Source organism: Streptomyces sp. ASQP_92 (genome assembly GCF_025399895.1).
Taxonomy (GTDB): Bacteria; Actinomycetota; Actinomycetes; order Streptomycetales; family Streptomycetaceae; genus Streptomyces.
In genome coordinates this window covers 1-25,149 of sequence record NZ_JAODUA010000006.1, presented here as the reverse complement: position 1 = coordinate 25,149, position 25,149 = coordinate 1, and the positions used below count along the sequence as shown (strand labels likewise).

General features: G+C 68.1%; 19 protein-coding genes and 1 tRNA gene. 10 read left to right on the top strand and 10 right to left on the bottom strand.

Features of this window, described 5'->3' with window-relative positions; all coding sequences use genetic code 11:
• Positions 1-17: 17 nt before the first annotated feature.
• On the top strand, positions 18-350 hold the full coding sequence (gene trxA, locus N4G70_RS16005) for a thioredoxin (protein ID WP_261713323.1): 333 nt from the start codon (positions 18-20) through the stop codon (positions 348-350).
• A gap of 37 nt (positions 351-387) precedes the next feature.
• On the opposite strand, the gene N4G70_RS16000 is transcribed toward trxA, so the two are convergent.
• The 9 genes from N4G70_RS16000 to rpmH form a co-directional block, all read right to left on the bottom strand.
• The gene (locus N4G70_RS16000) at positions 388-1,005 is read right to left on the bottom strand and encodes a GNAT family N-acetyltransferase (protein WP_261713322.1); all 618 of its coding nucleotides are present in this window, start codon (positions 1,003-1,005) and stop codon (positions 388-390) included.
• A gap of 305 nt (positions 1,006-1,310) precedes the next feature.
• Positions 1,311-2,408: a ParB/RepB/Spo0J family partition protein gene (locus tag N4G70_RS15995; protein ID WP_261713321.1), complete on the bottom strand. Its 1,098-nt coding sequence runs from the start codon at positions 2,406-2,408 to the stop codon at positions 1,311-1,313.
• Positions 2,405-3,481: a ParA family protein gene (locus tag N4G70_RS15990; protein ID WP_261713320.1), complete on the bottom strand. Its 1,077-nt coding sequence runs from the start codon at positions 3,479-3,481 to the stop codon at positions 2,405-2,407. Before N4G70_RS15990 ends, N4G70_RS15995 begins: the two co-directional genes overlap by 4 nt.
• A 291-nt stretch (positions 3,482-3,772) precedes the next feature.
• Entirely contained in the window at positions 3,773-4,498 is a 726-nt protein-coding gene (gene rsmG / locus N4G70_RS15985) for a 16S rRNA (guanine(527)-N(7))-methyltransferase RsmG (protein WP_261713319.1), read from the bottom strand.
• 110 nt (positions 4,499-4,608) lie between these two features.
• Positions 4,609-5,118, bottom strand: coding sequence for a R3H domain-containing nucleic acid-binding protein (locus tag N4G70_RS15980; RefSeq protein ID WP_120722439.1), 510 nt, complete (start codon positions 5,116-5,118; stop codon positions 4,609-4,611).
• Positions 5,119-5,132: 14 nt separating this feature from the next.
• Entirely contained in the window at positions 5,133-6,431 is a 1,299-nt protein-coding gene (gene yidC, locus N4G70_RS15975) for a membrane protein insertase YidC (RefSeq protein ID WP_261713318.1), read from the bottom strand.
• Positions 6,432-6,434: 3 nt separating this feature from the next.
• Positions 6,435-6,770: a membrane protein insertion efficiency factor YidD gene (gene yidD, locus N4G70_RS15970; protein WP_261713317.1), complete on the bottom strand. Its 336-nt coding sequence runs from the start codon at positions 6,768-6,770 to the stop codon at positions 6,435-6,437.
• The gene (rnpA, locus tag N4G70_RS15965) at positions 6,767-7,138 is read right to left on the bottom strand and encodes a ribonuclease P protein component (protein WP_120722441.1); all 372 of its coding nucleotides are present in this window, start codon (positions 7,136-7,138) and stop codon (positions 6,767-6,769) included. The genes yidD and rnpA overlap by 4 nt, the downstream gene beginning before the upstream one ends.
• Positions 7,139-7,156: 18 nt before the next feature.
• Positions 7,157-7,294 (bottom strand): 50S ribosomal protein L34, encoded by a 138-nt coding sequence (gene rpmH, locus N4G70_RS15960; RefSeq protein WP_006381191.1) that lies wholly within the window; start codon positions 7,292-7,294, stop codon positions 7,157-7,159.
• Between the two features lie 381 nt (positions 7,295-7,675).
• On the opposite strand from rpmH, the gene dnaA reads away from it, so the two are divergent.
• The 9 genes from dnaA (at position 7,676) to N4G70_RS15915 (ending at position 20,203) form a co-directional block, all read left to right on the top strand.
• Entirely contained in the window at positions 7,676-9,493 is a 1,818-nt protein-coding gene (gene dnaA / locus N4G70_RS15955) for a chromosomal replication initiator protein DnaA (RefSeq protein WP_261713316.1), read from the top strand.
• 938 nt (positions 9,494-10,431) lie between these two features.
• On the top strand, positions 10,432-11,562 hold the full coding sequence (gene dnaN / locus N4G70_RS15950) for a DNA polymerase III subunit beta (protein WP_261713315.1): 1,131 nt from the start codon (positions 10,432-10,434) through the stop codon (positions 11,560-11,562).
• A gap of 130 nt (positions 11,563-11,692) precedes the next feature.
• Positions 11,693-12,568 (top strand): phosphogluconate dehydrogenase (NAD(+)-dependent, decarboxylating), encoded by an 876-nt coding sequence (gnd, locus tag N4G70_RS15945; RefSeq protein ID WP_120722444.1) that lies wholly within the window; start codon positions 11,693-11,695, stop codon positions 12,566-12,568.
• A 41-nt stretch (positions 12,569-12,609) separates the two neighbouring features.
• Entirely contained in the window at positions 12,610-13,731 is a 1,122-nt protein-coding gene (gene recF / locus N4G70_RS15940; protein ID WP_261713314.1) for a DNA replication/repair protein RecF, read from the top strand.
• Positions 13,728-14,270 (top strand): DUF721 domain-containing protein, encoded by a 543-nt coding sequence (locus N4G70_RS15935; protein WP_261713313.1) that lies wholly within the window; start codon positions 13,728-13,730, stop codon positions 14,268-14,270. Before recF ends, N4G70_RS15935 begins: the two co-directional genes overlap by 4 nt.
• 417 nt (positions 14,271-14,687) lie before the next feature.
• Entirely contained in the window at positions 14,688-16,751 is a 2,064-nt protein-coding gene (gene gyrB, locus N4G70_RS15930; RefSeq protein WP_315904259.1) for a DNA topoisomerase (ATP-hydrolyzing) subunit B, read from the top strand.
• A 44-nt stretch (positions 16,752-16,795) separates the two neighbouring features.
• The gene (gene gyrA / locus N4G70_RS15925; protein ID WP_261713311.1) at positions 16,796-19,393 is read left to right on the top strand and encodes a DNA gyrase subunit A; all 2,598 of its coding nucleotides are present in this window, start codon (positions 16,796-16,798) and stop codon (positions 19,391-19,393) included.
• 87 nt (positions 19,394-19,480) lie between these two features.
• Positions 19,481-20,032: a DUF3566 domain-containing protein gene (locus tag N4G70_RS15920; RefSeq protein ID WP_315904258.1), complete on the top strand. Its 552-nt coding sequence runs from the start codon at positions 19,481-19,483 to the stop codon at positions 20,030-20,032.
• A gap of 97 nt (positions 20,033-20,129) precedes the next feature.
• A tRNA-Ile gene (locus N4G70_RS15915) sits at positions 20,130-20,203 on the top strand.
• 426 nt (positions 20,204-20,629) lie between these two features.
• Here the strand turns inward: N4G70_RS15915 and N4G70_RS15910 are convergent.
• Positions 20,630-24,646: an AAA family ATPase gene (locus N4G70_RS15910; protein WP_261713309.1), complete on the bottom strand. Its 4,017-nt coding sequence runs from the start codon at positions 24,644-24,646 to the stop codon at positions 20,630-20,632.
• Positions 24,647-25,149 lie beyond the last annotated feature (503 nt).

The following is a 25,149-nucleotide window of genomic DNA, read 5'->3' as shown; positions in this document are numbered from 1 at the left end:
CCCCTTAGGAGACTGCCGTGGCCGGCACCCTGAAGCACGTGACCGACGCCGACTTCGACGAGGTCGTCATCAAGAGCGACAAGCCCGTCCTCGTGGACTTCTGGGCCGAGTGGTGCGGCCCGTGCCGCCAGATCGCCCCGTCTCTGGAGGCCATCGCCGCCGAGCACGGCGGCAAGATCGAGATCGTCAAGCTCAACATCGACCAGAACCCGGAGACCGCCGCGAAGTACGGCGTCATGTCGATCCCGACGCTCAACGTCTACCAGGGCGGCGAGGTCGTCAAGACGATCGTCGGTGCCAAGCCGAAGGCCGCGCTGGAGCGCGACCTCGCCGACTTCATCTCCGAGTAGTAATCCCACGCACTCGTCGTTTCACGTGAAACACCGCTTACAGCGGCCTGAGGGCCGGTTCCTTCTGGACCGCTCCGAGCAGCCGGTCCAGGGCGAGTTCGACGTCTTCCTTCCAGGACAGCGTCGTCCGCAGTTCCAGGCGCATCCGCGGATACCGAGGGTGGGGCCGTACGGTCTTGAAGCCCACGGCCAAGAGATGATCGGCCGGCAGCACACACGCGGGCTCGCGCCACCGGGCGTCCCCGAACGCTTCGATGGCCTTGAAGCCACGGCGCAGCAGATCCTTGGCAACCGTCTGGACCAGCACTCTCCCCAGCCCCTGCCCCTGATACCCCGGCATGATCCAGGCGGTCATGAGCTGGACGGCATCGGCCGCCACCGGGCTGGTGGGAAAGGCGGTGGAGCGGGGCACGTAGGCCGGGGGCGCGTAGAGCACATAGCCGACCGGGATGTCGTCGACGTAGACGACGCGTCCGCAGGATCCCCATTCCAGGAGCACGCCCGAGATCCAGGCCTCTTTCTCCACTTCGGGCCTGCCCGCTTTTACCGCGGCTTCTCCGCTGACCGGGTCGAGCTCCCAGAAGACACAGCCGCGGCAGCGCTGGGGGAGGTCCGGAAGGTTGTCCAGCGTGAGCGGTACGAGCCGTCGCCCCATGGAGGCTGTTCCTCACTTCCCTCGCCTGCCGCACCCTGGGCGGCCGACAGCGCGTTCCGCTCCCGCAGCAGACTGCCGACGAATCCGCCGACCGCCCCGAGACCGAGCCCCGCCGTCACCAGTTGAGTGCGGCTCACCGTTCGCATGGCCCCCGCCTCCCTCAAGGATGGATCAAGGTGGATGTGCCATACCAGACCGCATCGTATCCACCCCTTCGTGGCGGGGGTACCGTCCGCATGCAAAGGGCGGGCCGAGTTCCGGTAAGAACCGGAACTCGGCCCGCCCTGAAGCGGAGCCGAGCGGAGTCAGCTGTCGCCGTCGTCCGAGGCGTCCTCGGCGAGGCCCTTTTCCAGGACCCTGCCCTCGCCCGGGGCGAGGGTGCCGAGAATCCTCTCCAGATCGTCTATCGAAGCGAACTCAACGACGATCTTTCCCTTCTTCTGACCGAGGTCGACCTTCACCCGCGTCTCGAAACGATCCGAGAGCCGGTGCGCCAGATCGGACAGCGCGGGCGACAGACGCGCCCCCGCGCGGGGGCTCTTGGCCTTGGGGGCGGCCTGGGGCTCGGAGGACATCAGGCTGACGATCTCCTCGACCGCCCGCACCGAGAGGCCCTCCGCCACGATGCGGTGGGCGAGCCGGTCCTGTTCGGCGGTGTCCTCCACCGACAGCAGCGCCCTGGCGTGGCCCGCCGAGAGAACACCGGCGGCCACCCGGCGCTGAACCGGGGCCGAAAGACGCAGCAGACGCAGGGTGTTGGAGACCTGCGGACGCGAACGGCCGATGCGGTCCGCCAGCTGGTCATGGGTGCACTTGAAGTCCCTGAGCAACTGGTCGTAGGCCGCGGCCTCCTCCAGCGGGTTCAGCTGGGCCCGGTGGAGGTTCTCCAGGAGGGCGTCGAGAAGGAGCTTCTCGTCATCCGTCTCCCGGACGATCGCGGGGATCCGCTCCAGCCCCGCCTCACGGCAGGACCGCCAGCGCCGCTCGCCCATGATGAGCTCGTAGCGCTCGGGGCCGGTCTGGCGGACGACGACGGGCTGGAGAAGCCCCACTTCCTTGATGGAGGTGACCAGTTCGGACAGCGCGTCCTCGTCGAACACCTCACGCGGCTGGCGCGGGTTCGGCGTGATCGAGTCGATCGGCAGCTCGGCGAAGAACGCACCCGCCGCGCCGACCGGCTCCGGTACCGCCTCCGGCTCGGGCGCCGGAGCTGTTTCACGTGGAACGGAGGCCGCCGGCAGCGTCGTCACCTTCGCGGCCGCCACCCCCCGCTCAGCGGTCAGGACCGGCACCGACGACGGAGACGTGGAAGCCGTCCCCACCGAGGAGCCGGGCTTCTCCTGCGCGGCTGATGGGATCAGCGCACCGAGCCCACGCCCCAGTCCTCTGCGTCGCTCACTCACTGGATCCCCTCCGACATGCTGTGCTGGTTGTTCTGGCTGACCACATGCGCGTGCGTGGGGTCGTACTGCACGCCGACACCGCGCAGGGCGATCTCGCGGGCAGCTTCGAGGTACGACAGCGAGCCACTGGAGCCCGGATCGTAGGTGAGCACCGTCTGCCCGTAACTCGGGGCCTCGGAGATGCGTACCGACCGCGGAATGCTGGTCCGCAGCACCTCCTTGCCGAAGTGGCTGCGTACCTCGTCGGCCACCTGGGAGGCGAGCCGGGTCCTGCCGTCGTACATCGTCAGCAGGATCGTCGACACGTGCAGCGTCGGGTTGAGGTGGCCGCGCACGAGATCGACATTCCTCAGGAGCTGGCCCAGACCCTCCAGCGCGTAGTACTCGCACTGGATCGGGATCAGTACCTCGGCGCCCGCGACCAGGGCGTTCACCGTCAGCAGCCCCAGCGAGGGCGGGCAGTCGATGAGGATGTAGTCCAGCGGCTGCTCGTACGCCTGGATGGCGCGCTGCAGTCGGCTCTCCCGGGCCACCAGGGACACGAGCTCGATCTCCGCACCGGCGAGGTCGATCGTGGCCGGTGCGCAGAAGAGGCCTTCGACGTCCGGGACGGGCTGGACCACTTCGGAGAGCGGCCTGCTCTCGACCAGAACGTCATAGATGGAAGGGACGTCAGCGTGGTGGTCGATACCCAGTGCCGTCGAGGCGTTGCCCTGCGGATCGAGGTCGACCACCAGGACCCGAGCGCCGTGCAGCGCCAGGGAAGCAGCGAGATTGACCGTGGTGGTGGTCTTTCCCACGCCGCCCTTCTGGTTGGCAACGACCATGATGCGGGTCTGCTCCGGCCGGGGCAGACCCTCGCCGGCCCGGCCGAGAGCTTCCACCGCCAGCTGGGCAGCACGACCGATAGGGGTGTCGTCCATCGGGGGCGGTGTTTCACGTGAAACATCCTCCCCCGCCGATTCGGTACGGGGACCGGGGACCGGATCGGTCATCGGTCCCGCGATGTTGGCGTCGGACCGCAAGGATTCACTCTCCTCGACTTCAGGCTCGCAATGAACAGAGCCTCCCATGTCTTCGGGGTCGTGAACCAGCGAGGCCCTGTCTTCTGTGGATGAATCCACCTCTGTGGACAACTCCGTAGCCCTCACGGGGGACTCTGGGCCCCCCGCGAATGGCCTGCGGTCGCGCGGCGAGGAAGCCGCGCGACCGCGGCTGATGATTCCATGCAGCAGTGAGCGACGTTTCACGTGAAACACGATGCATCCGCGCTACCCAACGGCCGTTACGACACTCCGAAATGCGTACGTATACGGCCTTCTATGGACCATTCGCCCACTGAATCTCCGACGAGAGGCCGGATCTCAGCGGCGACGCCGGGTGCGGCTGGTGCGGGCGGCCTTGGCGCGCTTCGCGGCGAACCGCACACCGCCCGGGCTCTCGCCGACCTCGACCCGTACGACCGTGGAGAGCGGGTCCACCAAGCCCTCGCCCACGTGCAGCACCGAGGTCTCCACCACACCGAGCTTGCTCAGCGCGGCACGCGCGCCGACGATCTCCTCCTCCGCCGTGTCGCCCTTGAGCGCCAGCATCTCGCCGTAGGGACGGAGCAGCGGAACACCCCACCCGGCCAGCCGGTCCAGCGGTGCCACCGCGCGGGCCGTCACCACATGCACCGGAGTGACCTTGCCCAGCATCTCCTCGGCGCGACCTCGCACCACGGTCACATGGTCGAGGCCGAGAAGCTCCACGACCTCCTGGAGGAAGTTGGTGCGGCGCAGCAGCGGCTCAAGGAGCGTGATCTTCAGGTCCGGGCGCACCAGCGCCAGCGGGATGCCGGGCAGTCCCGCGCCCGAGCCGACGTCGCAGACCGTGACGCCTTCGGGGACGACCTCGGAGAGCACCGCGCAGTTGAGCAGGTGGCGCTCCCACAGGCGTGGCACCTCACGTGGACCGATCAGACCGCGCTTGACCCCCGCATCCGCGAGCAGCTCCGCATACCGCACGGCCTCGGGGAAGAACTCCCCGAACACCGCCCGCGCCTCCTCGGGCGCCGGGGGAAGCTCCGCTGCTGCCTCTGCCTCCGTCACGGGGACCGTCCTTCCCTAGCTACGCGTTGCCGCACTGTGGTGGCTGACTATCAGGCTGACAAAGATCGGCCCCGCCTGCGAACAGACGGGGCCGACAAGGCAATGACCGCTCAGGCGGGCAGCACGACGACGAAGCGCTGCGGCTCCTCGCCCTCCGATTCGCTGCGCAGCCCCGCGGCGGCGACGGCGTCGTGGACGACCTTGCGCTCGAACGGCGTCATCGGGTCCAGCTTCACCGGCGCCCCGGTGCTCTTGACCTCGTCCGCCGCCTTGGCGCCCAGCTCCGCGAGCTCCGTGCGCTTCTTGGCCCGGTAGCCGCCGATGTCCAGCATCAGCCGGCTGCGGTCCCCGGTCTCGCGGTGCACGGCAAGGCGCGTCAGCTCCTGGAGAGCCTCCAGCACCTCACCGTCGCGTCCGACAAGCTTCTGAAGATCACGGTCGCTGTCGCTGATGATCGAGACCGCGGCCCGGTCCGCCTCGACGTCCATGTCGATGTCGCCGTCCAGGTCGGCGATGTCGAGCAGGCCCTCGAGGTAATCGGCGGCGATCTCCCCTTCCTGCTCCAGGCGGGAGAGGGTGTCGACGCCCTCAGCGGCCGGGGAGGTGGTGCCTTCCGTCACGGATGGACTCCTTCTTACTTCTTGGTCGGGTGCTTGGGCCGCTGCTGACCCTTGCGCTGGCCCGACTTGGCTCGTGCCTGGCCTGCGGTGGGCTTGCCCTGCTTCGGCTTGGCTTCCTGCTTGGGCTTGGCGTCCTGCGGCGCGGCCTTCGTCTCCGCGGGCACCGCGTCCGAGGGCTCGGCGGCGACGGGGCCCTTCGACAGCGAGGTCTTCGCCGCCGCGTCCTCCTGCTGAACCGCGCCGGCCTGGCGCTGCGCCTTGGTCTGCCGCTTGGGCTGCTGACGCCTGGGCGTCGCCCCGCCCTCGGCCTCGGCCACCGCCACGTCGCTCTTCACCACGGAACCGTCGGCCTGGGCCACGAAGCCCTGCTTGGAGAGGCCGGTGACGAACTTGCGCTCGATGTCATTGCGGTCCGGGCCCTTGGCCACGATCGCCTGGACGACGGCGCGCCGGCGCTTGCCGCGCACCTCGCTGTGCAGGGCGACGCTCTTGAGCAGCCGGTCCAGGTAGTGCTCCTGGGCCTTGGAACCCGGCGTCGGGTTCTGGTTGATGACGTACATCTGCTGGCCCATGGTCCACACGTTGGTGGTCAGCCAGTAGACGAGGACACCGACGGGGAAGTTGATGCCCATCACGGCGAACATGACGGGGAAGACGTACATCAGCATCTTCTGCTGCTGCATGAACGGCGTCTTGACCGACAGGTCGACGTTCTTCGTCATCAGCTGGCGCTGGGTGAAGAACTGCGAGGCCGACATCAGCACGATCATGATCGCGGTGACGACGCGGACGTCGGTCAGCGTGGCACCCAGGCCCTCGACCTTGGAGGCGCTGTCCATGAACTTCGCGGCCAGCGGGGCACCGACGATGTGGGCCTTCTGGGCGCTCTCGAGGAGCGGCTGGTTGATGACGCCGATGGTCTTGCCGTTGGCGATGCCCGACAGCACGTGGTAGAGCGCGAAGAAGAAGGGCGACTGAGCGAGGATCGGAAGGCACGAGGAGAGCGGGTTGGTGCCCGTCTCCTTGTACAGCTTCATCATCTCTTCGGACTGACGCTGCTTGTCGCTCTTGTAGCGCTCCTGGATCGCCTTCATCTTCGGCTGGAGCGCCTGCATGTTCCGGGTCGACTTGATCTGCTTCACGAAGAGCGGGATCAGGCAGATACGGATCAGCACCACAAGGGACACGATCGACAGGCCCCAGGCCCAACCCGTGTCCGGCCCGAAGATCGCGCCGTACAACTTGTGGAACTGGACGATGACCCAGGAAACAGGCCAGGTGATGAAGCTGAACAGACTGGCAATCGTGTCCACTAATCAGGCTCCTTGAGCATTGGGCGGGGTCTCTGCGGCCGGGCTTGTCTCGGTCTCAGCGGCGGACTGCCCGCCCTTGTCGCCGCGCCAGGCAGCGCGCAGCGCCTCGTGCCAACGAGGTCGCTTGCGCTCCGGTACGTAGTCCACACCGCCCGGCGTCCACGGATTGCACCGCAGAATGCGCCAGGCGGTCAGGGCTGTGCCTTTGACGGCACCGTGCCGGTCGATCGCCGTATATCCATAGTGGGAACACGACGGGTAGTACCTGCAGACGGGCCCCAGAAGTGGGCTGATCGTCCACTGATACAGCTTGATCAGGGCCAGCAGCGGGTACTTCATCGCGCGCCCCCTCCCAGCAGCCGCGCGAGGGCGGCGTCCAGGTCTCGGGCCAGCTGTGCATGGTCGGCATCGCCCGCACCGGGCAATGCCCGTACGACCACCAGGCTACCGGGGGGCAACTGGGACAGCCGTTCGCGCATGAGATGGCGAAGCCTGCGCTTCACCAGGTTGCGGACGACTGCCACGCCGACGGCCTTGCTGACAACGAAACCCGCACGCGTCGGGGGAGCGCTCTCCCCAGGCGCGTGCGGGTCCGTTGTACCGCTGCGTAGATGGACGACGAGGAGCGGGCGGCCGGCCCGGCGTCCTCGGCGTACCGCGGTCGCGAAGTCCTCGCGCCGCCTCAGCCGATTCTCGGTAGGCAGCACGTCATGACCTGTCGGCTATTACGCGGACAGGCTTGCGCGACCCTTGCCACGGCGGTTCGCGAGAATCGCGCGGCCGGCACGGGTACGCATCCGCAGGCGGAAGCCGTGGGTCTTGGCGCGGCGACGGTTGTTCGGCTGGAAGGTGCGCTTGCTCACTCGGGGGCTCCAGAAATGATTCGTTGGCGGCGGGACATCGCCTGGCTGTCACCGTGCGCCCACGAGTAGCTCGCGTATACGCCCGTGTGCACCGCTTCACGACCACAGATCGTGATCTTTGCCCATCGGAGGCAGGCGGCAGCAGCCATCGACAACTCGACCTGGTTACGGTACGCGCGGCTACGCCATCCGGTCAAACCGGCGTCTCGCCGGGTCCCGGTATGCACAGGCTGTGGACAACAACTTGAACCACGTCAGTAGGCCCGACTACCGTGGCTGAACTCCCAGTCTTTTCCCCATCTGTCCTTGCCTGTCTGTCTGTGCCATCCCATCCCGTCCCGAGAACCACACATTCGTGGGACCTGCGAGAGAGCGTGCCCTGTGGCTGATGTACCTGCCGATCTTGCCGCAGTGTGGCCACGAGTGCTGGAGCATCTCCTCGGAGAGGGGCAGCAGGGCATCGAGCCCAAGGACAAGCAGTGGATCGAGCGCTGCCAGCCGCTCGCCCTGGTGGCCGACACCGCGCTGCTCGCCGTCCCCAACGAATGGGGCAAGCGCGTCCTGGAGGGCCGGCTCGCCCCGCTGATCAGCGAGACCCTCAGCCGGGAGTGTGGTCGCACCATCCGCATCGCGATCACCGTCGACGACTCGGTGGGCGATTCCGCGCCGCCCGCCCCCCAGCAGTCCTCCTCGCAGCAGCCGCGTTACCAGGACGACCCGTACGGCCGCCCCTCCGACGACGGCCTGCCGACCGTGCGCCCCGCCTACCCCGGCGAGTACCAGCAGCGTCCCGAGCCCGGCTCCTGGCCGCGCTCGCAGGAGGACCTCTGGCAGCAGCCGCGCCTGGGCGGCTTCCAGGACCGCGAGTCCTCGGGCGACCAGTGGCGCGAGCCGTACGGCGGCTCCCGCCCCCAGCAGCCCCAGCACGACTACCGCTCGCCGCAGATGCCCGAGCGCGGCCAGTACGACCAGGACCACGGCCAGTACGACCAGGGCCGGGGCTCCTACGAGCAGCCCAAGCCCCAGCCGTACGAGCAGCAGCGCCACGAGCAGCGGTCCGAGCGGCGTGAGCTGCCGGACGGGCAGCCCCCGCAGCGCGGCGGCTCCGGCCACCTCGCGCCGTCCCCGTCGGGCGGGGCCCCGGCGAAGGGCGGTCCGGGCGAGCCGCACGCGCGGCTGAACCCGAAGTACCTCTTCGACACCTTCGTCATCGGCTCGTCGAACCGCTTCGCGCACGCTGCGGCCGTCGCGGTGGCCGAGGCGCCGGCGAAGGCGTACAACCCCCTGTTCATCTATGGGGAGTCGGGCCTCGGCAAGACCCACCTGCTGCACGCGATCGGGCACTACGCGCGCAGCCTGTACCCCGGCACGCGGGTGCGCTACGTGAGCTCCGAGGAGTTCACCAACGAGTTCATCAACTCGATCCGCGACGGCAAGGGCGACACCTTCCGCAAGCGGTACCGCGATGTCGACATCCTCCTGGTCGACGACATCCAGTTCCTGGCGAGCAAGGAGTCGACGCAGGAGGAGTTCTTCCACACCTTCAACACGCTCCACAACGCCAACAAGCAGATCGTGCTCTCCTCGGACCGGCCGCCCAAGCAGCTGATGACCCTGGAGGACCGGCTGCGCAACCGCTTCGAGTGGGGCCTGACCACCGATGTGCAGCCGCCCGAGCTGGAGACGCGTATCGCGATCCTCCGTAAGAAGGCGGTGCAGGAGCAGCTCAACGCCCCGCCGGAGGTGCTGGAGTTCATCGCGTCCCGGATCTCACGCAACATCCGTGAGCTGGAGGGCGCGCTGATCCGGGTCACGGCCTTCGCCTCGCTGAACCGGCAGCCGGTGGACCTCGGGCTCACCGAGATCGTCCTGAAGGACCTGATCCCCGGCGGCGAGGACTCGGCGCCCGAGATCACCGCGAGCGCCATCATGGCAGCGACCGCCGACTACTTCGGCCTGACGGTGGAGGACCTCTGCGGATCCTCACGCAGCCGGGTCCTGGTGACGGCCCGCCAGATCGCCATGTATCTGTGCCGCGAGCTCACCGATCTCTCGCTGCCCAAGATCGGGGCCCAGTTCGGCGGCCGCGACCACACGACGGTGATGCACGCCGACCGCAAGATCCGGGCCCTGATGGCGGAGCGCCGCTCCATCTACAACCAGGTCACCGAGCTCACCAACCGCATCAAGAACGGCTGACGACGCCGGCACGGACCCCTCCAAGGGCGCCCGGGGATCCCTTCCCCGGGTGCCCTTCGGCGTTCCAGACCTTCACCAGGAAGGCCTCAGAGCGCCTCCGAGGGGGCTCCCGGAAGGCCCCGGGACGGCTCCGAGGGGCTCCGGAATCCGTGCGTACGACGTGGAAGGAAGCGTGTGTACGACGTCGACGCGGCCCCCGGTGTTCGAATACCAGCTGGTCAGAGGCGGTTCTCCACAGATCCGGGGACTTTTCTCCGTCCACACCCTGGGGACTGCGAAGTTGTCCAGATTGCTTCCACAGGCACAGCGGCTGATACTCCATCACCCCAGGTCAACCGCCTGTGGATTTGTGGGCATCGCTGCTCCACAGCTTGTGGACGAATCCTCTGTCCACAGCCTGTGGGCAAAGTTTTCCACCGGCGGCCCACAGGCTGCGATCCGTTGTCCCCAGCTTCTCCACAGAGCTGTCCACTGTTCGGCAACGAAACACCCGGAACCACCGGACCGAGTGAAAGCCGTCACACCAAGGAGACGGGTTGGGCTGTGGGGAACCGGGGTAAAGCTGGGGACAGCGTTGGGGAGAACTACCCCTGTCCTGTGCACGGGATGTGCAGAACTTTCGGGCGTCCACAGAAACCCCTGGTTGTCCACCGGCTCCACCCACAGGGGCAGTGGATAAAAAAGCGGGTGTGACCTGCGAAAACGGGGTTATCCACGGTTTCCACAGGCCCTACTACTACTCCCACTTAGAGTTAGCTAGGAATCCGTTTGGAAGTGGGGCCTGTGCACAACTGGCCGCCGGAGCTCCCGACGCCGCTCGACGCGACTTGACCGCGACGCGCACCGACTGTCAGCGGCGTACGTCAGACTGGTCCCCGGCGACACAGCCGACGACGAAAGCCAGCAGGGCGAGCCAGCAACAGCAGGAGGCGGTTCCGGTGAAGATCCGGGTGGAGCGCGATGTACTCGCGGAGGCGGTGGCCTGGGTGGCCCGGAGCCTCCCGGCCCGTCCGCCCGCGCCCGTACTCGCGGGCCTTCTTCTGAAGGCGGAGGACGGCGCGCTCAGCTTCTCCAGCTTCGACTACGAGGTCTCGGCGCGGGTCTCGGTCGACGCCGAGGTGGACGAGGACGGCACGGTGCTCGTCTCCGGCCGCCTCCTCGCCGACATCTGCCGCGCCCTGCCCAACCGGCCGGTGGAGATTTCCACAGACGGTGTACGGGCGACCGTGGTCTGCGGCTCCTCCCGCTTCACCCTCCACACCCTGCCGGTGGAGGAGTACCCGGCCCTGCCGCAGATGCCGACGGCCACGGGCACCGTTCCCGGTGAGGTCTTCGCCTCCGCCGCCGCCCAGGTGGCCATCGCCGCCGGCCGGGACGACACGCTGCCCGTCCTGACCGGTGTGCGCATCGAGATCGAGGGCGACACGGTCACCCTGGCCTCCACCGACCGCTACCGCTTCGCGGTCCGCGAGTTCCTGTGGAAGCCGGAGAACCCGGACGCCTCGGCGGTCGCCCTGGTGCCCGCCAAGACGCTCCTGGACACCGCCAAGGCGCTCACGAGCGGCGACACGGTCACCCTGGCGCTGTCGGGCTCCGGTGCCGGTGAGGGCCTGATCGGCTTCGAGGGCGCGGGCCGTCGTACGACTACCCGGCTGCTCGAGGGCGACCTGCCGAAGTACCGCACGCTCTTCCCCACCGAGTTCAACTCGGTCGCGGTGATCGAGACCGCTCCGTTCGTCGAGGCCGTCAAGCGCGTGTCCCTGGTGGCCGAGCGCAACACCCCGGTGCGCCTCAGCTTCGAGCAGGGCGTCCTCATCCTGGAGGCCGGTTCCAGCGACGACGCACAGGCTGTGGAAAGGGTCGACGCCAGCCTGGAGGGCGACGACATCTCGATCGCCTTCAACCCGACCTTCCTGCTCGACGGCCTGAGCGCGATCGACTCGCCGGTCGCCCAGCTCGCCTTCACCACCTCGACCAAGCCGGCGCTGCTGAGCGGCAAGCCCGCCCCGGACGCCGAGGCGGACGATGCGTACAAGTACCTGATCATGCCGGTGCGTCTCTCCGGCTGAGCGGCTTGAATCCGTACGCCCCGGGCACCCGGGGCGTACGTCTGAGCGGCTGACCCCGCAGGTGTGTACCAGGGCCCCGGCGTAGGCTCGGACGCGGGTACGAAACGCCTCAACGTCAAAGGATTCTGTGATGGAGCTCGGTCTCGTCGGCCTCGGCAAGATGGGCGGCAACATGCGCGAGCGCATCCGCCGCGCAGGCCACACCGTCATCGGTTACGACCGCAACCCGGACGTCGCTGATGTCCACAGCCTCAAGGAGCTTGTGGACAGCCTCAAGGGCCCCCGCGTCGTGTGGGTGATGGTCCCGGCGGGCGCCGCGACGCAGTCCACCATCGACGAGCTCGGCGAGCTCCTGTCGCCCGGTGACATCGTCGTGGACGGCGGCAACTCGCGCTGGACGGACGACGAGAAGCACGCCGTCGAGCTGGGCCTCAAGGACATCGGCTTCGTCGACTGCGGTGTCTCCGGCGGTGTCTGGGGCCTGGAGAACGGCTACGCGCTGATGTACGGCGGCGACGCCGAGAACGTCGCGAAGGTCCAGCCGATCTTCGACGCGCTCAAGCCCGAGGGCGACTTCGGCGCGGTCCACGCGGGCAAGGTCGGCTCCGGCCACTTCTCGAAGATGGTCCACAACGGCATCGAGTACGCCATGATGCAGGCCTACGCCGAGGGCTGGGAGCTCCTGGAGAAGGTCGACTCGGTCACCGACGTGCGCGAGGTGTTCCGCAGCTGGCAGGAGGGCACGGTCATCCGTTCCTGGCTGCTCGACCTCGCGGTCAACGCCCTCGACGACGACGAGCACCTCGACAAGCTCAAGGGCTTCGCGCAGGACTCCGGCGAGGGCCGGTGGACGGTGGAGGCGGCGATCGACAACGCCGTGCCGCTGCCCGCGATCACCGCCTCGCTGTTCGCCCGCTTCGCCTCCCGCCAGGACGACTCCCCGCAGATGAAGATGATCGCCGCGCTGCGCAACCAGTTCGGCGGCCACGCGGTCGAGTCCAAGTAGCAGCACCAGCAGTAGGTCAGCCGGGGGAGGTCGGCGACACCATGCACGTCACGCATCTCTCGCTGGCCGACTTCCGCTCGTACGCCCGGGTCGAGGTTCCGCTCGAGCCGGGCGTCACCGCTTTCGTGGGCGCCAACGGGCAGGGCAAGACCAACCTCGTCGAGGCCGTGGGCTACCTCGCCTCGCTCGGCAGCCACCGCGTCTCCTCGGACGCGCCGCTGGTACGCATGGGCGCCGAGCGCGCCGTGATCCGCGCCGCCGTCACCCAGGGCGAGCGCTCCCAGCTCATCGAGCTGGAGCTGAACCCGGGCCGCGCCAACCGGGCCCGCATCAACCGGTCCTCGCAGGTCAGGCCGCGCGATGTGCTGGGGATCGTACGAACCGTGCTGTTCGCGCCGGAGGATCTGGCGCTGGTCAAGGGCGACCCCGGTGAGCGGCGCCGCTTCCTCGACGAGCTGATCACCGCCCGCTCCCCCCGGATGGCGGCCGTGCGGTCCGACTACGACCGCGTCCTCAAACAGCGCAACACCCTCCTCAAGTCCGCCGCGATGGCCCGCCGGCACGGCGGCCGCGGCATGGACCTGTCCACGCTCGACGTGTGGGACCAGCACCTCGCCCAGGTCGGCGCCGAACTCCTCGCCCAGCGCCTCGACCTGATCGCCGCCCTGCAACCGCTCGCGGACAAGGCATATGAGCAACTCGCCCCGGGTGGCGGCCCGTTGGCCCTGGAGTACAAGCCGTCGGCGCCTGGCGGCGGCCACACCCGCGAGGAGCTGTACGGCCAGCTCATCGCGGCCTTCGCGGACGTCCGCAAGCAGGAGATCGAGCGGGGCGTGACGCTGGCCGGACCGCACCGCGACGATCTGCTGCTGCGCCTGGGCGAGCTGCCCGCCAAGGGGTACGCGAGCCACGGCGAGTCCTGGTCGTACGCGCTGGCGCTGCGGCTCGCCTCGTACGACCTGCTGCGGGCCGAGGGCAATGAGCCGGTGCTGGTGCTCGACGACGTGTTCGCGGAGCTGGACGCCAAGCGGCGCGAGCGCCTGGCGGAACTGGTCGCTCCGGGCGAGCAGGTCCTGGTGACGGCAGCGGTGGACGACGACGTTCCGGGGATTCTCGCGGGCGCCCGGTACGAGGTCTTCGCGGGCGAGGTGGCGCGGGTATGAGCGAGGCGACCGGCCCGGCCGAGCAGTCCAAGGTGCCCGAGGTCTCCGGCATCGACCTGGCGCGGGTCGCGCTGCACGCGGCGAGGGAGCAGGCCAAGGCGCGCGGTGAGGCGGCCCAGCAGCGCAAGCAGGCGCGCAGGGGCGGCGGGCTGCGTTCCGGCGCCCGGGCCGACGGGCGCGACCCGCTGCCGCTGGGCGCCGCGATCAACCGGCTGATCAGGGAGAGCGGCTGGGAGACGCCGACGGCGGTGGCCGGGGTGCTGGGCCGCTGGCCGGAGATCGTCGGCGAGGAACTCGCCAAGCACACGGTGCCCGGCCCGTACGACAAGGAGGACCAGGTCCTCGTCGTGCGGTGCGACTCGACGTCCTGGGCGACCCAGCTGCGGCTGCTCGCGCCCCAGCTGGTGGCGCGCATCAACACCGACCTGGGCCACGGCACCGTACGGCTGATCAAGGTGTACGGGCCGAGCGGGCCGCCGCAGCGCTACGGCAAGCTGCGCGCGCCGGGAAGCACCGGGCCCGGCGACACCTACGGCTGACCGGGCCGGGCCTTCCGCTCCGAGGGCTCCCGCGGCCGGCTTCCGCAGCCCTGCTCGGCACCCCTGTGACATGCGAAAACGGGGCCTGAGAGGGCCCTCGGGACCCCTGTGAGGCATGAGGTGTCCCTCACGGTAGTCGGAGGTTGACAGGCCGAAGCGCTGAATGCCCGTGTGAGGCTCCTGGGGCCCCTCCCCGAATATGGGGAGTCGGTAGGCGCCCGCCCAGGGCGGCACATGCGGACTCAGGTACCGGCAAACCCCCATTCATGTCGGCGCTACCGGTAGACTGGTCAGTAATCCCGCCGTCCTCGCGGGACCCACCGAAAGACGCGGTCGGCCGCCAGCCCCCGGGGGCGGTGTCCGACGCTGACCATCGCTGAACGACGCAGCCGCTCCCGCCCGTGCGGGGGAAGGCCTGTGCTGTGCCAGAAAGGGCGCTTCGTGGCCGATTCCGGCAACCCCAACGAGAACACCCCGTCCACTGCCGTCGGCGAGAACGGCGAGGTCACCGCCTCGTACGACGCCAGCGCGATTACCGTCCTCGAAGGTCTGGACGCGGTCCGCAAGCGACCCGGCATGTACATCGGCTCGACCGGTGAGCGGGGCTTGCACCACCTTGTGTACGAGGTCGTCGACAACTCCGTCGACGAGGCCCTCGCCGGGCACGCGGACACGATCGACGTCACGATCCTGGCCGACGGCGGCGTGCGCGTCGTCGACAACGGCCGCGGCATCCCAGTGGGCATCGTCCCGTCCGAGGGGAAGCCGGCCGTCGAGGTCGTGCTCACCGTGCTGCACGCGGGCGGCAAGTTCGGCGGCGGCGGCTACGCCGTCTCCGGCGGTCTGCACGGCGTGGGTGTGTCCGTGGTGAACGCGCTGTCCACCAAGGTCGCCGTCGAGGTCAAGACCGACGGCTACCGCTGGACGCAGGACTACAAGCTGGGTGTCCCGACGGCGCCGCTCGCCAAGCACGAGGCCATCGAGAAGACCGGCACCTCGGTCACCTTCTGGGCCGACGGGGACATCTTCGAGACCACCGAGTACTCCTTCGAGACGCTGTCGCGGCGCTTCCAGGAGATGGCCTTCCTCAACAAGGGCCTGACCCTGACGCTCACCGACGAGCGCGAGTCGGCGAAGGCGGTCTCCGGCGCGGACTCCGCGGAGGAGGGCGAGGAGGCCAACCCCCTCACGGTGACGTACTTCTACGAGGGCGGCATCGTCGACTTCGTGAAGTACCTCAACTCGCGCAAGGGCGAGCTGATCCACCCGACCGTGATCGACATCGAGGCCGAGGACAAGGAGCGACTCCTCTCGGCCGAGATCGCGATGCAGTGGAACTCTCAGTACAGCGAGGGCGTTTACTCCTTTGCGAACACCATCCACACGCATGAGGGGGGTACGCATGAGGAGGGATTCCGCGCCGCGCTCACGGGCCTGGTCAACCGGTACGCCCGTGACAAGAAGCTGCTGCGCGAGAAGGACGACAACCTCTCGGGCGAGGATATCCGCGAGGGTCTGACGGCGATCATCTCCGTCAAGCTGGGTGAGCCGCAGTTCGAGGGTCAGACCAAGACCAAGCTGGGCAACACCGAGGCGAAGACGTTCGTTCAGAAGGTGGTGCACGAGCACCTCACCGACTGGTTCGACCGCAACCCCGTCGAGGCCGCGGACATCATCCGCAAGTCCATCCAGGCGCAGACGGCCCGCGTCGCCGCCCGCAAGGCGCGTGACCTGACCCGCCGCAAGGGACTGCTGGAGTCGGCTTCGCTGCCCGGCAAGCTCTCGGACTGCCAGTCCAACGACCCCACCAAGTGCGAGATCTTCATCGTCGAGGGTGACTCCGCCGGTGGTTCTGCGAAGTCCGGCCGCAACCCGATGTACCAGGCGATCCTGCCCATCCGAGGCAAGATCCTGAACGTCGAGAAGGCGCGGATCGACAAGATCCTGCAGAACACCGAGGTCCAGGCGCTGATCTCGGCGTTCGGTACCGGGGTCCACGAGGACTTCGACATCGAGAAGCTCCGCTATCACAAGATCATCCTGATGGCGGACGCCGACGTCGACGGCCAGCACATCAACACCCTGCTCCTGACCTTCCTGTTCCGCTTCATGCGGCCGCTGGTCGAGGCCGGGCACGTCTACCTGTCGCGCCCGCCGCTCTACAAGATCAAGTGGGGCCGGGACGACTTCGAGTACGCGTACTCGGACCGTGAGCGCGACGCGCTCGTGGAGCTCGGCAAGCAGAACGGCAAGCGCATCCGCGAGGACTCGATCCAGCGCTTCAAGGGTCTCGGTGAGATGAACGCCGAGGAGCTGCGCATCACCACGATGGACGTCGAGCACCGCGTGCTCGGCCAGGTCACCCTGGACGACGCGGCCCAGGCCGACGACCTGTTCTCGGTGCTGATGGGCGAGGACGTCGAGGCGCGCCGCTCGTTCATCCAGCGCAACGCGCGGGACGTCCGCTTCCTCGACATCTGACTCGGTCTGTCGCTGACCGCTTCGAAAGGACTTGAGAACCAGCAATGGCCGACGAGAACACTCCCGCGACCACTGAAGCCACTGAGGAAGAGCCTGTTCTGCGCATCGAGCCCGTCGGGCTCGAGACGGAGATGCAGCGCTCCTACCTCGACTACGCGATGTCCGTCATCGTCTCGCGTGCGCTGCCCGACGTGCGGGACGGCCTGAAGCCCGTCCACCGCCGCGTCCTGTACGCGATGTACGACGGCGGGTACCGGCCCGAGAAGGGCTTCTACAAGTGCGCCCGCGTCGTCGGTGACGTCATGGGTACGTACCACCCGCACGGCGACTCCTCGATCTACGACGCCCTCGTGCGCCTCGCCCAGCACTGGTCGATGCGCATGCCGCTCGTGGACTCCAACGGCAACTTCGGCTCCCCGGGCAACGACCCGGCCGCCGCCATGCGGTACACCGAGTGCAAGCTGATGCCGCTGGCCATGGAGATGGTGCGTGACATCGACGAGGAGACCGTCGACTTCACGGACAACTACGACGGCCGCAACCAGGAGCCGACGGTCCTGCCGGCGCGCTTCCCCAACCTCCTGGTCAACGGCTCGGCCGGCATCGCGGTGGGCATGGCCACCAACATCCCGCCGCACAACCTGCGCGAGGTCGCCGAGGGCGCCCAGTGGTACCTGGCGAATCCGGAGGCGTCGCACGAGGAGCTCCTGGACGCGCTGATGGAGCGCATCAAGGGCCCCGACTTCCCGACCGGCGCGCTGGTCGTGGGCCGCAAGGGCATCGAGGAGGCGTACCGCACCGGGCGCGGCTCCATCACGATGCGGGCGGTCGTCGCGGTCGAGGAGATCCAGAACCGCCAGTGCCTGGTGGTCACGGAGCTTCCGTACCAGACCAACCCGGACAATCTCGCTCAGAAGATTGCCGACCTGGTCAAGGACGGGAAGGTCGGCGGCATCGCGGACGTCCGCGACGAGACCTCCTCGCGCACCGGACAGCGCCTGGTGATCGTCCTGAAGCGGGACGCGGTCGCCAAGGTCGTCCTGAACAACCTGTACAAGCACACCGACCTCCAGACCAACTTCGGCGCCAACATGCTGGCGCTGGTCGATGGGGTGCCGCGCACGCTCTCGATCGACGCGTTCATCCGCCACTGGGTGACGCACCAGATCGAGGTCATCGTCCGGCGTACGAAGTTCCGGCTGCGCAAGGCCGAGGAGCGCGCCCACATCCTGCGCGGCCTGCTCAAGGCGCTCGACGCGATCGACGAGGTCATCGCGCTGATCCGGCGCAGCGACACGGTCGACGTCGCGCGCGAGGGCCTGATGGGCCTGCTCTCCATCGACGAGATCCAGGCCAACGCCATCCTCGAGATGCAGCTGCGCCGGCTCGCCGCCCTGGAGCGCCAGAAGATCGTCGCCGAGCACGACGAGCTCCAGGCGAAGATCAACGAGTACAACGCGATCCTCGCCTCGCCCGAGAAGCAGCGCGGGATCGTCAGCGACGAACTGGCCGCGATCGTCGACAAGTTCGGCGACGACCGCCGCTCGGCCCTGGTGCCGTTCGACGGCGACATGTCCATCGAGGACCTGATCGCCGAAGAGGACATCGTCGTCACCATCACCAACGGTGGTTACGTCAAGCGCACCAAGACCGAGGACTACCGCTCGCAGAAGCGCGGCGGCAAGGGCGTGCGGGGCACCAAGCTGAAGCAGGACGACATCGTCGACCACTTCTTCGTCTCCACCACCCACCACTGGCTGCTGTTCTTCACCAACAAGGGCCGGGTCTACCGCGCCAAGGCGTACGAACTGCCGGACGCCGGACGGGACGCGCGCGGCCAGCACGTCGCCAACCTCCTGGCGTTCCAGCCGGACGAGAAGATCGCCCAGATCCTCGCGATCCGTGACTACGACGCGGCGCCCTATCTGATCCTCGCCACCAAGGGCGGCCTGGTGAAGAAGACTTCGCTCAAGGACTACGACTCGCCCCGTTCGGGTGGTGTCATCGCCATCAACCTGCGGGAGACCGCGGACGGCGGCGACGACGAACTGATCGGCGCGGAGCTGGTGTCGGCCGAGGACGATCTGCTGCTCGTCAGCAAGAAGGCGCAGTCCATCCGCTTCACCGCGACCGACGACGCGCTGCGCCCCATGGGACGCGCCACGTCCGGTGTCAAGGGCATGAGTTTCCGCGAGGGAGACGAACTGCTCTCGATGAATGTCGTCCGGCCCGGTACGTTCGTGTTCACCGCAACCGATGGCGGGTACGCGAAGCGCACCCCCGTCGACGAGTACCGCGTCCAGGGTCGCGGTGGCCTCGGCATCAAGGCCGCCAAGATCGTGGAGGACCGGGGCTCGCTGGTCGGCGCGCTGGTGGTCGAGGAAACGGACGAGATCCTCGCCATCACGCTCGGCGGCGGTGTGATTCGTACGCGAGTCAACGAGGTCAGGGAGACGGGCCGTGACACCATGGGCGTCCAACTGATCAACCTGGGCAAGCGCGATGCCGTCGTCGGCATCGCCCGTAACGCCGAGGCGGGCAGCGAGGCCGAAGAGGTCGACGGGGCCGACGACGCCGAGGGCGCTACTGCCGAGGCTGCTGCCGAGGGCGTCCAGCCCTCGGCCGGGGAGCACGAGGAGTAAAGCGTGAGTGGAGCCACGGGCGCCGGAGCGGCCGCTTCCGGAGCGAATGGTGCCCGTGGCCCTGCCGCGGACTCCCAGGGGGTAACGGTGACGGAGACCCGGGGCCCACAGGGCCGCGCGGAGTATGAGAGCGGGGCTCTGCCCGGCGAGCGCGACAAGTCCGCGCACGGCGGTCAGCAGCCCTACCACCCGCCGCAGGCGTACCCGGCGCCCCAGCGTGGCGCCGACGGCGTACGCCGGCCGCGCACCGGGGCACGCACGACGCCCCGTACGCGCAAGGCGCGACTGCGGGTGGCCAAGGCCGACCCGTGGTCGGTGATGAAGGTCAGCTTCCTGCTGTCCATCGCGCTCGGCATCTGCACGGTCATCGCGGCCGCCGTGCTGTGGATGGTCATGGACGCGATGGGCGTGTTCTCCACGGTCGGCGGCACGATCAGCGAGGCCACGGGCTCGAACGACTCCAACGGCTTCGACCTCCAGTCGTTCCTGTCGCTGCCGCGGGTGCTGCTGTTCACGTCGGTCATCGCGGTCATCGACGTGGTGCTCGCCACCGCGCTCGCGACGCTGGGCGCGTTCATCTACAACCTCTCGGCCGGTTTCGTGGGCGGCGTCGAGCTCACGCTCGCCGAGGACGAGTAGCCGCCGTTCACGGCCGCGCGGCTATCGATTTTGGGACTGGCCGTCCCGTGCGCTAATCTTCAGAGGTCAGCGCGCGGGACATCCCGCAAAGCGCGGCGGGGCTATAGCTCAGTTGGTTAGAGCGCATCCCTGATAAGGATGAGGCCACAGGTTCAAATCCTGTTAGCCCCACAGAAGCAGTACCAGTGAAGAAGGCGTCTCCCCAGGTGGGAGGCGCCTTCTTCGTGTTTCCGGCTGCGTACGGGTGTCGGTCTGCGTTGGTCTGAGGAGGGATCGGGGCGCCTGACGCCCGATGATCGTCTCCCAGATTTCTCCCAAGCATCCGCTCGGCGGCTCTGTGCGCCTCTAAGGGGCCCATCTGAGGCCGACCCGGACCGAGACTGCCGGAACGGCGTGGCGAGGCTCATCTCTGCTTGCCTGGTGTCCTCCGCAGCCCGTCCTGATGCTGACTTGGAGGGGGCATAGAAATGCCCGACCGCTGGCGACGGGGGATGCACCAGCGGTCGGGCTTGTAGGTAACACTAACAACGCTGCTGTGAGCGGCACTTGACTGCCCGTCTGGAATGACGAATTGTGACTGGTATCACGTTCTCTTCGTCACTGGTCACAAGGCGGCGCGTATGAGAGCCGCGGCAGATTCTCTCGCCACTTCTCCGGTGTGAGGACGCCTCGGGTGGTCGAACAAATGCGGCTCACGGCTTCGCCGGCGTCCAAGTTCCACAGCCGGACGGTGTCGCTGCCGCTTGACACTCCGAGCATGTGATTTTTGGGGCTGAACGACAGGAAGTTGCCCGTCTTGGCATTGGGGCTCATCGATTGGCCGATCGGTGAAGCGGTGGACGGATGGGCGATGTCCCAGAGACGGACCGTGTTGTCGTTACCGCCGCTCGCCAAGGTGCGGCCATCCTGGCTGAACGTCAGCGACACAACCGCTTCGGTGTGACCGGTGAGAGGAGTGCCCAACCGGCTTGCCTTGGAGGGGTGGGAGACATTCCAGAGCCGGACGGTGTCGTCGTCGCTGCCGCTGGCCAAGGTCTTGCCGTCGGGGCTGTAGGAGAGCGCGTTGACGGGGCCGATGTGCCCCGTGAGAGGTGATCCGAGCAGTGCTGCGTGGCTCGGGTCAGCCACGTTCCAGAGTCGGACGGTGTCGTCCGCGCTGCCGCTGGCGAGAGTTCGGCCGTCCGGGCTGAAGACCAGGGAGTTGACGTAGCCCTTGTGGCCGGTGAGCGGCTCGCCGAGTGGACGATGGTGCGACGGGTTGCTGATGTCCCACAGTTGGATGGTGCGGTCGTCGTAGTCGGTTGCAAGCGTCCGCCCGTTCGGGCTGATGGCCAACGCATCGGCGCCTGAGAATCGGGTCCGCAACGCGATGGGCGGCCCGTAGGAAACGGGCCGACTGGGATCGGAGACGTTCCACAGCGCCACTGACTGGTTTCCCATCAGTACTGCGAGCGTGTGGCCGTCGGGGGAGAACACCAGCGAACGAGCGTCGCCCTCCCCGGGTGTGAACGGTTTGCCCAGCGCCACCGGGCGACCCGGAGCATCCACGTCCCACAGTCGAACCCTGTCGTCTCGCGCGGCCGTAGCGAGAATCTGCCCATCCGGCCGAAACGCTCCGACTCGGCCGATCATGTCCGACGTCGGTATCGACCACAGGCGCACCTTGCTGTCACCACTTCCCGTGGCGAGAGTTCGGCCATCGGGGCTGAAGGACAGGGCGTACATTTCGCCACTGCTCCCCGCGAGAGGCTCGCCGACCTGCGACGGGTATGCCGGATCGCTGACGTTCCACAGGCTTGCCGTGCTGTCCGCGCTGCTGGCACCGAGCATTGTCCCGTCGCGGGTGAAGGCCACCGACCAGATGGGACCGGTGTGGCCGGTGAGCGGGGAACCGATCGGCGCAGCGTGACTTGGGTCCGCCACGTTCCACAGGCGAACGCTGTCGTCCTTGCCCCCGCTGGCGAGAGTGCGGCCGTCGGGGCTGAAGGCCACGGAGTGCACCGTGCTGGTGTGGCCGGTCAGCACCGTGTCGAACTGCACCGGACGATCCGGATCGGTCATGTCCCACAGCCTGATTGAGCCGTTGTTGCCACCCGCTGCCAGCGTCCGTCCGTCGGGGCTGAAGGCCACGGAGCGTACGGAGGCGGTATGGCCCGTCAGGACGCCACGCTCCTTTGGCCGGCGGGGGTTGGTCACGTTCCACAGACGAACGATGTGATCTTCCGTCGCGCTGGCCAGAGTTCGTCCGTCCGGGCTGAATGCCAGGAGGTAGATCGTGCCGTCATGACCGGTCATAGGCGCACCGAGCGGTTGCGGGTGGCTGGGGTCCCGTATGTCCCACAGCCGCACCGTGCCATCGTCCGAAGCACTGGCGAGAGTGCTGCCGTCCGGGCTGAAGACGGCGCTGCTCACCCAACTCGTGTGGCCGGTGAGAGGTTCGCCCAATTGCTTGGGGCGCGACGGGTCCGCGACGTCCCACAGGCGAACGGTCCGGTCGTAGCTGGCCGTGGCCAGGATCCGCCCATTCGGACTGAAAGAGGTGAGGTAGACGGCGCCGGTGTGCCCAAGGAGCGGCGTGGCCAGGGGCGCGTTCACTATCGAGATCAGCCGGTTGTTCGTGCCCTCATCGTTCGGCCGCAGGTTGTGGGCCACCAAGGCGAGCTGAGCCGACAGTGACGGGTCGGAGTGCTGGACCCGGTCGGCTTCGGCGACGACCTGCTCGAACACGGCGTCGTCCCGCTGCTGCCATGCGACGACCGCCGCACCGACAGCCAACAGCGCTAGGACGACCAGGGCCGCAATCCCACCGCGCATGATCCAGACCGTGCGCTTGCGCAGTCTGGCCGAAGCACCCAGGAACTCTTTCGCGGCCCGGGTCAGAAATGTGTCGTCGGCAGACTTCGCCCAGGCGCGGGCCTGTTCCAGACGGGACCCCCGGTAGAGCAGAGACGTGTCCCGGTGGGATTCCTCCCACGCCCTCCCGTCCTCCTCCAGGCGCTGGCGCAACAGGTTGCCGGCCCTGTCCTCGTCGATCCAGTCGCGCAGACGCGGCCACGCGTGGAGCAACGCCTCGTGGGTGATCTCCACGGTTTCCGCGTCGAGCGTCACCAATCGGGCGCGAGCCAGCGCTTCGAGCGATTCCTCCGTCTTGTGGGAATCCGCCGACTCCTCGGCGAGTTGGCGTCGTGTCCCTCGCCTGCGGGTCGTCTGGGTGTCTTCGCCCAGTCTGACCAGCCTGAGGAGGAGCAACCTCGCGGCCGTGCGTGCCGCCGGGTCGAGGTCCGACCAGGCCCGCTCGGCGGTCGCCGCCACCGCCCCTTGGATTCCGCCCGCCGCGCGATAGCCGGCCAGCGTCAGCTTTCCTCCCTTCCGCCGTTGCCAGGTGGCAAGCAGGGCGTGGGAGAGGAGCGGCAGTGCACCCGCGTTCTGAGCCCCGCGGGGGCCGCCGGTGCTCACTTCCCGGACGATCAGCTCGGTCAGTCCGGGTTCGAGCTCCATGCCTACGGCCTTGGCCGGGCCGGTGACAGCTTCACGCAGCTCTGCGGCGGTCAGCGGGCCGAGCACCATGTGCCGGTGCTGCAGCGCGTCGGCGAGTTCCGGATAGGCGAGGCACTGCTCGTAGAAGTCGGCGCGTATGCCGAGGACGACAAGCATGGGGGGCGGGTCGCCCACCTCGGCCGGCGTGCAGGCTGCGTGGAGCAGCTTGATGAACTGGCGCCTGTTCGCCTCGTCGGAGCAGAGGGTGAACGCTTCCTCGAACTGGTCGACGATGATGACTGGGGAGGCGGCAGAGGAGGTCTGGCGTTGTACCCAGGCCGACAAGGCCTGCCGCACCGCACCCCCGAACTGCGGAATATCAGGGGTCTCGGATGCTGACGCCCTCACGGCAGAGACCACGGCTGAGAGCTCAGGGATCTGGTGCGTCAACGCCCCGACAGGATCGACTCCCGGTACGAGTTGAAGGACCGCCCGCGACCGACCGTTCTCACCGCTCAGCGTGCCGTCCTGCAACACAGGCACCAAACCGGCGTTCAACAGGGACGACTTTCCTGCCCCCGAGGCTCCCACGAGCATGACCAGGCTCCCCGTCTTCTCCACCGTGCGGAGTTGAGCGACGAGGGCATCCGTGCTCCGCTCGCGGCCGAAGAACCATCGGGCGTCTTGCTCACGGTACGAAGCCAGGCCTCGGTACGGGCATACGCCACCGGGGACGGCCGACGCTTCGACCGGAGGCGGTTCCTTCTCCAGCGACGGTGGTGTGGGGCGGTCACCGATCGGATCAGCGACAGCGCGCTCCCAGAGTCGCTGCCAGTGAGCCAGGTCGTACAGACCCGGGGACACGGGCGCGGCTCGCGAGCGCCGTGCTTCGGGTATCAGGATCTGCAGTACGACAGCGAGGGCCGCGAATTGGGCGGGCACGTTCTTGGCCCGCCGCCAGTCACTGATCCGCTGCGCGGACACCCGCAGCGGACGCCCTCGCTCGTCGACGCGCTGTAGACGGACCACAGCCTCCGCGACGCGCTTGAGGGGAGGGTCGCCGGCCTCCTTGTAGAGCAACGCGAGACGCTCCGCGAAAGCCGTGCGTGCCCCTGAGCCTGGACTCAAGGTCTCCACCTCTCACTGTCTTCCGCACCTGCCATCCGGACCGGAAAACTCACCCTATACGGCTGACCTGCGGAGAAGCCGTCGGCGCGGAATCTGGGCATCCCCACCGGAAGCCCTACCTGGCAGGATCTGGTTGTAGCGGGGCAGCCACGGGATGTAACCCGTCGGGGCCACCAGGTCCATGTCAGAGAGGCCCATCATGACGCCGCGCGTTCTCGGTCGACTTAAGACTGAGTAACGACAGGACGGCAACGGCCTCACCGCGTGGGCCCAAGGACCCGAAGGCAGCCCGATGCGGACCGCTGTGGTGTCGACCACGGATTTGGTCTCTTCTTGGTCCACGTCACGCCGGCGTGGATCGAAGGCGCCCGTGTGGTGCGGTACCGGTCCCAACAGGGGAGGGACCGGCACCGCACCATACGGGCGCTATGTGTGAGCCTTTTCAACGTTGCCGCGCCAGGGTGAGGATGGCTTTGGCGATTGACGTCATTCGATTCGGGCTGCAGCGGGCA